This window comes from Rhodococcus sp. Chr-9 (assembly GCF_000801125.1).
In the GTDB taxonomy this organism is placed as follows: domain Bacteria; phylum Actinomycetota; class Actinomycetes; order Mycobacteriales; family Mycobacteriaceae; genus Rhodococcus; species Rhodococcus pyridinivorans.
Genome location: NZ_JTIZ01000122.1, coordinates 816,860 through 829,447 on the forward strand (window position 1 = coordinate 816,860; position 12,588 = coordinate 829,447).

Genomic DNA, 12,588 nt, shown 5'->3' on the forward strand with positions numbered 1-12,588 from the left:
GTGACCTCATCCTCTTTCCCGATCAACGATGCTCTCGATGCCGCGCTCGCACGTTGGGAACAGTACGGCCGCCCCGGCACACCTGACACGGGGTTCGTACTCAGCCGCTTGCCCGGCAGACGCACACGCGGAATCTACGTCGCCGGATCGGAGCAACCGATCTTCGAACCGGACGCGCACATCCTGGCGATGTCGCCGGCGCCTGACGGCCGCCGCATCGCCCTTCAGCTCGCGGAGCGGGCAGACGAAGACGGGGTTCTCGCCGTGCTCGATACCACCTCCGGAAATCTCCGCCACTACAACGACATCCATTGCCGCTACGAACCGATGCAATGGACTCCGGACGCCCGGTCGCTGGCAGTGGTTGCTCGTTCCCCTCAACGGCTCGTGCAGGTCGATGTCGTCCACGACGAAGTCACCGTCGAACCGGTCGCCGGTGATGCACGATGCAGACTCTTCTCTGCCGGCATCCACATGCTTCTCGCCGAGAGTCGACCAGCGAGCCCGACCCGATTGATCCGCCTCGACAACAGTGCGCGTCTCGGTTCCTTCCCATCGATCACGGGTGTATTCGGAAGCAACGACGGCGACGTCCTCGTGTATGGGGGCAATGCATTGCACGTGCTCGACGCGCATTCGGGGGTGGAACGATGGCGATGGATGGACCCTGCGGTGCGGCTGACCGCCGTCACCGTCACCGGGGACACGGTTCATGCGAGCGCGGTTCGCGCCGGCGCCAGCGTGCTACTGCGACTCGCACACGGAACCGTGATCGACGAATGGCCCGTGAATAGCGGCGGGTCGGTCGCATCGATCACGGATCTGGGCGCCGACGGCGGCAGAACGTATGTCGTAATCGAAGCACCGGCAGTGCCTCCGCACGTGGTAACCGTCGACGAGCGCACCCGCGGCGGTGGCGCGGCGACGGTCGCCGGAGACTTCGAGACTGTGCGGCACGAGTTCGCGGCAGATGATGGGGAGACTTTGACGGTCGTCGTCACCTCTCCGAAAGGGCTCACCGGCCCGGCCCCGACCATTTTGACGTGTTACGGCGGCTTCGGAGTCCCTGACCTTCCCGTCTTCGAACCGACGATTCCCGCGTGGGTGGAGTCCGGGGGCAGATACGCGACAGCACACATCCGTGGCGGTGGGGAGCACGGTGAGCAGTGGCGTCGGGCCGGTTACGGCGCCGGGAAGCGGCGAGGGATCGATGACCTTGCCGACGCTGCTCGTGGTCTGGCCGGCGCAGACTTGACGAACCCCGAATTGCTCGTGCTCGCCGGTGCTTCTCACGGCGGAACCGTGGTGGCGAGTTGCGCTCTCGACCATCGCGGAATATGCACGGGCTTCGCCACCACGGCAGCACCTTTGGATCTGCTCTCCCTCGAGAAGCACCCGCTCGGCCGAATCTGGCTCGACGAGTTCGGTGATACGAGCAGTCCCGAAGGCACGCAGGAACTTCGTGCGATATCACCGCTGCACCGCGCGAAGATGATCGACCCGGAGCACAGGCTGCCGCGATTCCTCGGGATCGTGCTCGCCGAGGACTCGCGCGTGAATCCCGATGACAGCTATGCGTTGGCCTCAGTTCTCCGAGAAGCGGGAGCAGAAGCACTCGTGTGGGAAGCACCGCACGCCGGTCACGGCTCCAATCATCTCGACAGTCTGCACTCGATGGGTTCGGTGCTTCTCAGCTTCGCTGCACACACCACCCGACGCACCCGCTCTTCCGAAGGACGACACGCATGACACCGGATATTTCGACGGCTGCGGCAACGCCGCAGCCGCCCGTTTCCCTCTCAGCTGCGGCCGGTCATGACACAGCCGCTGCCGCGCACGTCCCCCGCCGAAGGGGCGCGCTGGCGGTGCGGATCCTGGTGCCGTCGTTGTCGGTGCTCCTAGTGGTGATGCTCGTGTTGTCCGTGAGCGTGGGGACGATCGCGGTACCTGCGATGGACGCCGTGAAGATCCTTGTCGGACATCTGGTGCCGGGTATGCCGTGGATGACGGACGGCTCGCTGACGACGATGCAGGACAACGCAGTGTGGCAGTTCCGGCTTCCGCGTGCCGTTCTCGCGGCATTGACCGGTGCGTCGCTCGCGCTGGCGGGAGCGCTCATCCAGGCCGTGGCGCACAATGCGCTCGCCGAGCCGTACATCCTCGGAGTCTCGGCGGGTGCCGGCGTCGGGGCCGTGTCGTACATCGTGCTCGGCATCGGGATCGGTTCCCTCGGTATCGGGGCATCAGCGTTCATCGGGGCGGGGATCGCGACGGGTGCGGTGTACCTCCTGGCGTGCAAGGGCGGTCGAATCGCTCCACAACGGCTGATCTTGGCAGGGGTTGCTCTCGGATCGTTGTTCAGCGCAGTCACCAGCTACCTGACGATCTCAACCGATGCACAGAACGTGTACAGCATCATGTTTTTTCTGCTCGGCTCCGTCTCGGCGGCGACGATGCCACAGTTGCTCCTCCCGGTGATCGCGTTGATCGCGGTTGCGATCTTCGCCGCGACCCGTGCGCGTGCGCTCAACGCGTTGCTCGTCGGCGACGACGCGGCCACCTCACTCGGCATCAACGTCAACGGGTTGCGCGCCACGGTCCTCATCGCCGCCGCGCTTCTGACCGGCGCGGTGGTGGCAGTCTCCGGCGGCATCGGGTTCGTGGGCCTGGTCGTGCCGCACGTGGCCCGCATCATCGTCGGCTCCGATCACCGCAAGATGCTGCCGGTCGCAGTCCTGGGGGGAGCGGTGTTCCTCACGACCTGCGACCTGCTGGCACGCACGCTGGCCGCACCTGCGGAGGTCCCTCTCGGAGTGCTCACCGCACTGGTCGGCGCCCCGTTCTTCCTGTGGTTGTTGCGCCGCGACCGCGCCGACCGGCTGGGTATGAGCCGATGAGAGTTACCGTCGACCAACTGGGCGCGCGCCGAGGAGACCGGGACATCCTCCGCGACATCAGCTTCGAGGTCCCTTCCGGCACGGTTCTGGGCCTGCTCGGGCCGAACGGCAGCGGGAAATCGACTCTGCTGCGCGCCCTCTCCGGAATCGACATCCCATCAGCAGGGACGGTGCGCTACGACAATGCCTCGCTGGCCGCCCTCACCCGCCGCCAGCTCGCGCAGAGGGTGGCGGTGATGACGCAGGAGCACAGCGAAGAATTCGAGATCCCCGTCCTCGATCTTGTACTCCTCGGACGCATCCCGCACGGGGCGGGCTTCGGACGTGACTCGGACTCGGACATCGCGCTCGCGCTGGGCGCGCTTGCCCAGGTCGGCGCCGGTCACCTCGCATCTCGAGCGTTCTCGGAGCTGTCCGGCGGTGAGCGGCAGCGCGTGCTGTTTGCCCGGGCGCTCACACAGGACACGCCGGTGCTCATTCTCGACGAGCCGACGAATCACCTCGATATTGCCCATCAGCTCGAGCTGCTCGACCTTGTGCGCACGACCGAGCGCACAGTACTTGTCGCCCTCCACGACCTCAACCTCGCGGCTCGCAACTGCGACGCGATCGGTGTGCTCGCAGACGGAGGGCTCATCGCCTACGGAGCCCCCGACGAAGTGCTCGACGTCGACCTCATCCGTTCGGTCTTCCATGTCGAGTCCACCTCGGTCGTCCACCCGCGTACCGGACAACGGCACTTCGTCTTCGACGAGCGCGTACGCACCGCCGATGAAGCCGGTATCACCCTGAGAAAGGAAATCCCCATCCGATGAACTCTCTTTCCAGCAACCCGAGACCAGCGAGTAAAGGCCTGACCGCTGGTGTCGGTCTTCTCGTCCTCGCATCACTTCTGCTCACTGCCTGCGGCACGAGCGTGACATCCACCGGCAGTGGCATTTCCGAAGGCACGCGCGAGACGGTGACGTTCAGCAACTGCGGGCGCGAGCTCACCTTCGAGCAACCGCCCACTCGGGTCGTCGGCATGATGCCGTCCCAGACCGATCTGCTGCTGCGCCTCGGAGCCCAGGACACGCTCGTCGGCCAGGCCCAGGTCAGCACCTCAGAACTCCCTGACGACGTCGCCGGTCGTGCTGCCGACGTCCCTGTGCTCAGCACGGACACGCCTCCGGCTCGTGAGGACCTCCTGACGGTCTCACCGGATCTGGTGGTCTCGCCCACCGAGTACGAGTTCACCGCCGAGCAGGGCTACGCCAGCATCGAACAACTCTCCGAAAACGGCGCCCAGGCCTACGTTGCCACCGGCGGATGCGCGGACCGTCGCTCCAGCGCACAAGTCACCGACCTGTTCATCGACATCGCCAACCTCGGGCAGATCCTCGGAGTTGCCGACGCGGCCGATGCGCTCGCCGAGGGCGCGCAGAACCGCCTCGAGGCCGTCGAAGAGTCGATCAGAGGAGAAGAGCCTGTGACCGTGGCCCAGGTCTGGGTCGAGGGGAACGTTCTCGGTGCGATCGGTGCGGGCATCGAGTACGACATCATCCGCACCGCCGGCGGCGAGAACGTCTTCGACCCGGACGCCCCGGAGTTCGCGGACTTCTTCTCGGCCGAGATCAACCCTGAAGAGATCATCAGCCGCAACCCCGACGCCATTGTGTTCGGCACCACCAGCGACAAGCAGGAACAGCAGGTGCTCGAATACTTGCGCGCCACATTCCCGAACGTCACAGCGGTTCGGGACGGTCTGCTCATCGGCGTCCCACAGAGCGACTTCTATCCCGGCACCATCGGCAACGTCGAGGCGGTCGAAACCATCGCGGAGCGGCTCTACCCGGACGCCTTCCACAGTCAGAGGTAAGGACCTTGACATGACTGTTCAGTCTGCTCGGGAACCGAACGCAGTCGATCGAGCCGGTCTGCGGCGCGGCACCCGTGCGGGTGGGTGCGCCGAAGTCCGAAGCGGTGGCCGCGGGGTCGGCCGGTCTGTCGCTCCGAGCGGAGTGCCTTGACCTTCGACGAAGACATCCACCCCGAGTTCGTGGCCTTGACCGTAGCTACCGGTAAGCCTGGATGCACCGAACCGGCGGAGATAACCAGCGCGTCGTAACAACGAAATGCCCTGTCGCAGTGGAAGAATTGAACTTCTCACAGAAACAATTCGGGCTCTACTGCTCTGAATGTGGATGAGCAGGTGTGTGATATGACGGGGCGGTGGTGCGGGTGTGATGCTGTCGGAGATCGGATGGGGCATCGCGCTGTGCCTGCTGATGCTTGTCAGGGCTGCTCGGATCAGAGGGGCGCGTCGTAGCTCATCGATGCGGTGGTGGGGAACGATCCGATATCCCACCGAGTCCGCGGAATGCCGAGATCCGAGCACCGGCTCCGTCCCAGCAGTAAACGGACGAGACAACATCGAAGGATGGATCCCATGGCACACGTACGACGTTTCGACCATGTCGGCCTCACCGTCTCCGACCTCGACGTTGCGACGGCGTTCTTCGCCGGCCTCGGCTTCGAGGTCGAAGGCACCGGCTCTGTGCAGGGCGACTTTCCTGCGACCGTCTGCGGACTCCCCGGCACGCACTGCGAGATCGTGATGCTCCGACCCCCGGACGGAGGGACCCGGCTCGAGCTTTCGCGCTTCATCGCGCCCGACCACCTCCCCGGTTCGCCGACGGCGATGCCGAACGAGCTCGGGATCCGCAATGTGTCGTTCGAGGTCGGCGACCTCCAAGTTGCCGTCGACGCTGTAGCAGAGCAGGGTTACGGGCTCGTCGGGGGTATCGGTGAATACGAGAACAGCGTGCGAATGGCGTACGTGCGGGGACCGGACGGCATCATCGTGTCGTTGTTCGAACAGCTCGGTTGACGCTCGCCCCCGCCGGCGGAGATCGGCATCGAACCTCTCGATGATCGGGCGACCGGCTCAGCTCGTCCCGGCGGCCCCCACTGCATCCAGTTCGGCGCGGAGAGAGGTCGATTCGGTTCTCAGCGTCAGATTTTCAGTCTGAAGCGTCTTCGTCTCGTCGCGCAAGGCGGTGATCTCGTCGCGCAGTGCCGACAGTTCGGCCCGCAGTTCGTCGCCGCGTGCTCGTGCCGCGGTCTCGGCTGCCTGGGCCGTCGCGGCGGTGATGCGCGATTCCTCGAGTCGGCTCCGTAGCTCGGAGGTGCGGTCGCGCTCGGTGGTGAGCTCGGTGTCGAGGCGCTCGCGGGTAGAGACCTCCCGGTCGAGTGCGGTCTGCAGGCGCGCGATCTCGGCTCGCAGGTCGGTGACCTCGACGGTAGCGCGCTCACGCTGGGCTGCTGCCTCGTCGAGTTCGCGTCGCTGCGCGGTGAGGGATTCGTCCTGCTGAACGATCGTCGCACGCAGGTCGCCGACTGCCCCTGTGTGCTCGGCGGTCGCGGCCTCGAACTCGTCCTTCCACCGCTGCAGTGTTGCGGCGTGCTCGTCCTTGAGGCGCGTCAACTCGGCGCGATGCGCCTCGTCGAGTCGGCGCACCTGTTCGGTGTGTGCGGTACGAGCGTCGGCGAGTTCGGCGTCGACGGCGGCCACTGCCGCGTCGGCGTTGTCGCGGTCCTCGAGTGCCTGGGCGAGTTGTTCGCGTAGACGGACGATCTTCGCGTCGGCGTCGGCTTTGACCTTCGCGAGTTCGGCGGCGGACCGCGTCATCTGCGCCTCGAGAGCCTCGGCGTCGGTGAGCTTGTCGACCGCGGTGGTGATCCGTTCGGCGATCGCCGAGTACTGCTCGACGCTGTTGGTTGCGAGGGCGCGTAGGGCAGTGGTGGCGGCCGTGAGCGCGGAGACCGCATCGTCCGGGCTCTCGACGACCGCCGGGGCCGTGCCGGCGGCTTCTTTCTTGGCGCGTTCGCGTTCGCGATAGGCGCGCACACGGTCGGCTGCCGTGGCGTACTTCCGAGGGCGTCCCACCCGGGGTTTGCTCGAGTCCTCCTCGTCGGTGGTCGCTTCGGGAGTGGGGGAGTGTGCGTCGGTCATGGAGGTCCTCGTCGTGGCGCGTCGAAATCCCGGGTCGCAGGTATCGTACCGCATTTAGTTACGTAATTAAGCAGTGGGACTGTGATGAAACGAAACGATATGTAACGCTGTGAACTGGGTAAAAACCACACGATGTGGCTTTTCGTAACGAAGAGCGCAGTAGAAACAACTTGATCTCATCTGTGATCGAGTGTGCGTACTGATCGTCATAATCCCCACTTATGACGATCAAACACGCGCGCGGATCGAAAACTGTGCACCTCTCGGATCGGGGCCGGGAAGGTTGCCGAGGGAGGAGCGCCCCTCGGCTGTGGCGTCGGTCACCGAGTGCGCGGAGCAAGAATTGCCTACTGTCTGCCCCAGCCGGCGGATGCAATGAAAGCCATTGCAGCGCTAGGCAGTCTGCGCTCGCCCGAGCGCGCGTACCTGTACACCGAAGGAAGAGGTAATCGAATGGGCTCTGCAGCAACGTTCCTCACGGATGTTCTCGTCGCCGTCATCACGCAGCTGATCGAGACCGGATCGTCGTCCGGATCCTGATCCGTCACCGCCGTGGTCGCTCTCCCGCTCGTCACACGGAGAGCGACCACAGGTGCAGGACAGAGAGGGTGCAGGGGTGAAAGACGTCGGAATCCTGGGCCGCAGCTGGGAAGGTGCCTCGCTGTGCTGGCGTGAGGTCTGTCAGCACAGCAACCGTCTCGGGCACCCGGCACATCCGGACGTGACGATGGACTGCATCTCCTTCGAGCGCTGCATGCCCGCGTGGGAGCGCGGAGACTACGAAGCGGTGCGCGCCGTGCCGGCGACCAGCGTCGATCGACTGGCCCGGGCCGGCTGCGACTTCTTCGTGTGCCCGGACAACACCGCACACCTCGCGCTCGAAGCACCCGGCGAGCCACTCGCAATTCCCGGGCTGCACCTGATCGACATCGTGGCCGACACAGCGCAGCGTGCCGGGCACCGACGCGTCGGCATCCTGGGAACGCGGTTCACCATGCAGGGCCCTCTGTATCCTCGCGAACTGGTGGCACGCGGGATCGAGGCCGTCATCCCGACCGACGACGACCAGGACCTGGTACACGCGACGATCTTCGACCAACTGGTGCACGGCGTCTTCAGGGACGAGACCCGGACGTCCTTCGTGGACCTCGTCGGCAGACTCGCGGACTCTGGATGCGACGCGGTTGCGCTGGTGTGCACCGAGATCCCGCCGTTGGTCTCCCCGGCCGACTCGCCGTTACCGGTACTGGACTCGACACGACTGTCCGGACAGGCGGCCCTCGAGGTGGCACTCGGAACGCGCGACCTGCCGACCTGGCGCGGCGGACAATTCCGGTGATAACAGGCAGGTAGCCACGGCGGGTCGTAGCATCGAGCACATGGTCCTCTTCTACGAGATCGCGCTCGTGATCGCGTCGGTGCTCATCGCGTGGTTCGCGGTGTACGTGCTGTACCGCCTCGTCACCGACGAATCCACCAGCCGGCACTGACGGGTCGCCCGACCGACCGGACACATGTGGACATGTCGGCCACACTGCCCCGGCTCAGGGAGCCCGGGGCGTGTGGGACGCCGGTGTCCAACCTTTTCGAGCACGTTCCGCGCGCTTTCCGGGGTGCGCGACGGTCGTAAAGGCAGACCATGACCGATAGTTCGTTCCGTCCCGAGCGCACCTACCGACCGAGCCGGTGGCGACACATCGAGAGCATCGTGATGAGCGCGCTCACTCGTGCGGGTTTGGTGCCGCACTCCTCTCTGCTGACCACTGCTGCCACCGACGTAGTCGAAGGGACTCCTCGGTAGTGATTTCGGGTAGCGCGCTACGCGTGTACCTGCTCCTGATGGTGAGCAGCATGGTCATCGGCGGCTCGATCCGAATCGCCGACGTCCACACCACCCGGGGCACGGCCATGGTTACGAAATACGAAGTTGCCGCAGGCGATACCTGTCGAAGCTGGCTCAGAGGTTCTACGGCGACGCAACTCTTTTCCCCGTCATCGCTGTCCCCAACGGCATCGCCGACCCGAACACGATCAGTGTGGGTCAGGAACTGCTCATCCCGTATATCACCCGCCGGCACACCGTCGCGTCCGGCGAAACACTGTCGGGGCTGGCTCAGCACTTCTACGATGACGGGACTTTCTTTCCGGTACTCGCAGCGGCCAACCACATCGGCGATCCGAACGTTGTCCGGGTAGGTCGATCGCTTCTCATTCCCGAACTCGGGGACGTCGGGCACACCGTGGTCGCAGGGGAGACGCTCTCGGAACGGGCACGTCGCTGGTACAGCGAGGCGCAGTTGCATCCGATCATTTCGTTCCCGAACCGCATCGCCGACCCCGACCACGTCGAGGTCGGACGCGTGCTGATCCGTCCGGGACTCAATCTCCGGCACACCGCCGTCGCCGGCGATACCCTGCGGGTCTTGGCGCAACACCACTACGGGAACGCGGAGATGTTCCCGATCGTTGCGGCTGCCGATCACATCGCCGATCCGAACAAGATCACCGTCGGGCAGGTGTTGTTCTTCCCGGACCTCACCGACTTCTGACGCGGGAGATCTTCCGGTCGGAGGTGGTGTCCGGCGCAGGTCACGGAGCGACGGGGTAGTGGCTTCGGACGGCGATGCGGTTCCACGCGTTCATGACGATCGTGAGCCACGTGATCGCGGAGACCTGCTCGTCGCTCAGTGATCCGTTGTCCCACTCGTGACCAGCGGGTTCCATGTGGTGAGTGACGTCTTCGGCGAGCGCGGCCCGCTCATGTTCGGTGAAGTACTGCGACTCCCACCATGCGGCAAGGACCGCGAGACGATCGGTGGTCTCGCCCTTGTCGAGCGCGTCGCGTGTGTGCATGCGCAGACAGAACGCGCATCCGGTGAGCTGCGACGTCCGGACCTTCACCAGTTCGGCCAGCTTCGCATCGAGTCCGGCTCGCGCGACGGCCTCCTCGACCTCCTCGTTCAGGGCCAATACGCTCTTGTAGGCGGCCGGGTGCTGCTTACCGAGGTTGACATGCGCCATCGTGAATGTCCTTCCGGCGAGCGATACCGGTCGGAACGACCGGCTGCTTCATTCTGTCAGCCACGTCCGGGCCGGTGGGGGTGGATTTTTGCATTGCGGCCAGAGGTCGGCCGGTCCCGGTCTGTCGAGTTCCGGGGATTCCTGCCACCGGTAGTCCATCTGTCGCGCGACCCGGCACGCCGGTTCGTGGTCGACGAGCGAGACCGGGTGCAGTGCCAGACCAGCAGGACGTCGAACGGCGGTGCGGCAGCGATCGAAACCTCGGTGGGGACCCGCAGGCCACCGCGTGCGCCACCGTGTTCGCCGATTCGCGTAGTGCTCTACTCGCGAGTTGCCCGTAAAGCGACGCGAAAGTGGATGTCACGCACGGAGGGCACCATGATGACACCGTCACGCCGATACAGCGCCTTGTTCACGCTTTGCCTTGCAGTGGTTCTCGTTGGTGGGATGTCCACAATGCACGCAGCAGCACAGAGGAAGCCCGGAGTCGACGCGTGTTCGACCTGTTCGGGGCCCGACCGAGGAGAGACCGAGTCCGGTACCGAAGGAGGGACGTCGGGAGGTGATGGATCCGGTTCGAAGCGCGGTTCCGGTGGAACGGGTGGCGAAGTCGTCATTCCGCGGGCCCCGACTCTCACCCTCTCGCGGCCGCCCCCTCGACCTCCTACGTCGACGCCGCCGCAGTGGACTCCACCTTCATGGTGGCGGCCTTCTGTGCCGTCGTGGACACCAGAGGTGGCTCCATCCCCACCGCAGCGCCTCGAATCTCTGCAGCCGCGGTCGGAACAACCAGGAGCCACCACCGTCGAAGACACAGTTGCGCCGGCCGGTCCTACCACCCCAGAGGTCGAAGCAGGCCGGAGTCGAGCACCCGACGACAGCGCGCCACGCGCGGCCACCCGAATCCGAAGTTGGGTCCGCGCCGCTCGCTCCAAGGTCCGCACCACGATCTCGGAGCCGTCGGCGCCGCGGCCACCGGATCTGGTCGACCGGAACTTCCGGGTCGAGCGGCCCGACGCGCTCTATGTCGCCGACTTCACGTACGTGCGAATGGTGCCGTGCTTCGCATACACGGCGTTCGTGATCGACGCGTTCGCCGGCACGATCGTCGGTTGGGAGGTGTCGACGTCGAAGGAGACCGCGTTTGTGCAGCGGGCAGTGAATCAGGCCTGCATGCTGCACTCGATGCACGGCAATCCGTTGCGCGAGAGAACTATTCACCAATCAGATGCGGGCTCGCAGTATGCGGCTTCTTGGTTCGGGGAAACCCTGTTCCTGCAAGGGATTCGGCCGTCAATAGGTTCGGTGGCCGATGCCTACGATGATGCTCTCGCAGAGACGACGATCGGGCTCTACAAGACCGAGTGCATCGCCGACGATTCCCCGTTCCGCGAGGGCCCGTTGCGCACCATCAGTGACGTCGAGGAGGCTGCCTTTGCGTGGGTGCACTGGTACAACACCGGCCGGCTTATGCATCGCCTCGGGCGGATCCCACCGGCCGAGTACGAAGCCAGGTACTACGCTGAACACCGTGCCGATCAACCGGTCGCACACAAATGACAGTGTGTGCATGAAACCCGGGATGGTTCATAGCAAGCCGGGGACTGCTGCACGGATAGGTGACATCTGATCTGTGGTGCCGCAAGGCACTGCTGGAAGGATGTGCCCTGTGCCGAAGCCGTATCCCAAAGAGTTCCGTGACGACGTCGTCCGTGTTGCCCGTGGCCGTGAGCCCGGTCAGCAACTGAAGCAGATCGCCGCCGATTTCGGGATCAGCGAGTCCTGCCTGGCGAACTGGATGAAGGCCGCCGACGTCGAGGACGGCGTCAAGCCCGGAACCACCGCCAGTGAGAACGCCGAGCTGCGCGAAGCCCCGAAACGGATCCGGCTGCTCGAACAGGAGAACGAGGTCCTGCGTCGCGCCGCGGCATATCTGTCGCAGGCGAACCTGCCGGGAAAATGATGTACCCGCTCGTCCGTGAGTTGGCCGTTGACGGCATCCCCGTCGCGGTGACGTGCCGGGTCCTCAAAATCGCGCGCCAGCCCTACTACCGGTGGCTCGCCACACCGGTGACCGCTGCCGAACTCGACGAGGCCTACCGGGCCAACGCCCTGTTCGACGCCCACCGCGACGACCCCGAATTCGGGTACCGGTTCCTCGTCGACGAGGCCGCCGACGCCGGCCAGACGATGGCGCAGCGCACCGGGTGGCGGATCTGCTCAGCCAACAAGTGGTGGAGCTCGTTCGGCAAGAAACGCGGCACCAAACACGTCCGTTCCGGGCCGCCGGTCCACGACGACCTCGTCGCCCGCAACTTCACCGCCGATAAGCGGAATCGATTGTGGCTCAAAGATATCACCGAGCATCACACCGGTGAGGGCAAGCTCTACCTGTGCGCGATCAAGGACGTGCACTCGAACCGGATCGTCGGCTACTCCATCGACTCGAGAATGAAAGCCCGACTCGCGGTCGACGCCCTCGACTCCGCCGTCGCCCGCCGGGCCGCGGCCGGAGATCAGGTCGCCGGCTGCATCGTCCACAGCGACCGCGGATCGCAATTCCGGTCCAGGAAATTCGTCCACGCTCTCGGCCGGCACGCGATGGTCGGATCGATGGGCCGAGTCGGCGCCTGCCTGTTGACCGGCTAATCCACCGGATCGTTACCCACGAATCAA

At 65.3% G+C, this 12,588-nt stretch carries 9 protein-coding genes and 2 pseudogenes; 9 read left to right on the forward strand and 2 right to left on the reverse strand.

Annotated elements, in window-relative coordinates:
* The 5 genes from QR64_RS22985 to QR64_RS23005 all read left to right on the forward strand — a co-directional run bounded on the left by QR64_RS22985 (position 1) and on the right by QR64_RS23005 (position 5,766).
* Positions 1 to 1,749: a prolyl oligopeptidase family serine peptidase gene (locus QR64_RS22985; RefSeq protein ID WP_039587345.1), complete on the forward strand. Its 1,749-nt coding sequence runs from the start codon at positions 1 to 3 to the stop codon at positions 1,747 to 1,749.
* Positions 1,746 to 2,897: a FecCD family ABC transporter permease gene (locus QR64_RS22990; protein ID WP_231780617.1), complete on the forward strand. Its 1,152-nt coding sequence runs from the start codon at positions 1,746 to 1,748 to the stop codon at positions 2,895 to 2,897. Before QR64_RS22985 ends, QR64_RS22990 begins: the two co-directional genes overlap by 4 nt.
* On the forward strand, positions 2,894 to 3,712 hold the full coding sequence (locus QR64_RS22995; protein ID WP_052040130.1) for an ABC transporter ATP-binding protein: 819 nt from the start codon (positions 2,894 to 2,896) through the stop codon (positions 3,710 to 3,712). The genes QR64_RS22990 and QR64_RS22995 overlap by 4 nt, the downstream gene beginning before the upstream one ends.
* 146 nt (positions 3,713 to 3,858) lie before the next feature.
* Entirely contained in the window at positions 3,859 to 4,755 is an 897-nt protein-coding gene (locus tag QR64_RS23000) for an ABC transporter substrate-binding protein (RefSeq protein WP_230810866.1), read from the forward strand.
* Between the two features lie 570 nt (positions 4,756 to 5,325).
* Positions 5,326 to 5,766 carry a VOC family protein gene (locus QR64_RS23005; protein WP_019289494.1) on the forward strand — a complete coding sequence of 147 codons (441 nt, stop codon included), beginning with the start codon at positions 5,326 to 5,328 and terminating at the stop codon, positions 5,764 to 5,766.
* Positions 5,767 to 5,823: 57 nt separating this feature from the next.
* On the opposite strand, the gene QR64_RS23010 is transcribed toward QR64_RS23005, so the two are convergent.
* The gene (locus tag QR64_RS23010; protein ID WP_039587347.1) at positions 5,824 to 6,891 is read right to left on the reverse strand and encodes a hypothetical protein; all 1,068 of its coding nucleotides are present in this window, start codon (positions 6,889 to 6,891) and stop codon (positions 5,824 to 5,826) included.
* 616 nt (positions 6,892 to 7,507) lie between these two features.
* Between QR64_RS23010 and QR64_RS23015 the strand changes: the two genes are divergently transcribed.
* Together QR64_RS23015 and QR64_RS23020 are read left to right on the forward strand one after the other, a co-directional pair.
* Positions 7,508 to 8,230 carry an aspartate/glutamate racemase family protein gene (locus QR64_RS23015; RefSeq protein ID WP_039587348.1) on the forward strand — a complete coding sequence of 241 codons (723 nt, stop codon included), beginning with the start codon at positions 7,508 to 7,510 and terminating at the stop codon, positions 8,228 to 8,230.
* Between the two features lie 697 nt (positions 8,231 to 8,927).
* A complete protein-coding gene (locus QR64_RS23020; protein WP_052227399.1) occupies positions 8,928 to 9,440 on the forward strand; it encodes a LysM peptidoglycan-binding domain-containing protein in 513 nt (170 codons plus the stop codon).
* 40 nt (positions 9,441 to 9,480) lie between these two features.
* On the opposite strand, the gene QR64_RS23025 is transcribed toward QR64_RS23020, so the two are convergent.
* On the reverse strand, positions 9,481 to 9,912 hold the full coding sequence (locus tag QR64_RS23025; RefSeq protein ID WP_019289498.1) for a carboxymuconolactone decarboxylase family protein: 432 nt from the start codon (positions 9,910 to 9,912) through the stop codon (positions 9,481 to 9,483).
* A gap of 900 nt (positions 9,913 to 10,812) precedes the next feature.
* Between QR64_RS23025 and QR64_RS26955 the strand changes: the two are divergent.
* Positions 10,813 to 11,472, forward strand: a pseudogene (locus tag QR64_RS26955) (IS3 family transposase); the annotation flags it as partial.
* Positions 11,473 to 11,581: 109 nt separating this feature from the next.
* A pseudogene (locus tag QR64_RS23040) lies at positions 11,582 to 12,546 on the forward strand (IS3 family transposase); the annotation flags it as partial.
* Positions 12,547 to 12,588: the final 42 nt, after the last annotated feature.

Coding starts and splice junctions, on each gene's coding strand:
- QR64_RS22990 (WP_231780617.1), top strand. CDS start 1,746: ATGACACCGGATATTTCGACGGCTGCGGCAACGCCGCAGCCGCCCGTT.
- QR64_RS22995 (WP_052040130.1), top strand. CDS start 2,894: ATGAGAGTTACCGTCGACCAACTGGGCGCGCGCCGAGGAGACCGGGAC.
- QR64_RS23005 (WP_019289494.1), top strand. CDS start 5,326: ATGGCACACGTACGACGTTTCGACCATGTCGGCCTCACCGTCTCCGAC.
- QR64_RS23010 (WP_039587347.1), bottom strand. CDS start 6,891: ATGACCGACGCACACTCCCCCACTCCCGAAGCGACCACCGACGAGGAG.
- QR64_RS23025 (WP_019289498.1), bottom strand. CDS start 9,912: ATGGCGCATGTCAACCTCGGTAAGCAGCACCCGGCCGCCTACAAGAGC.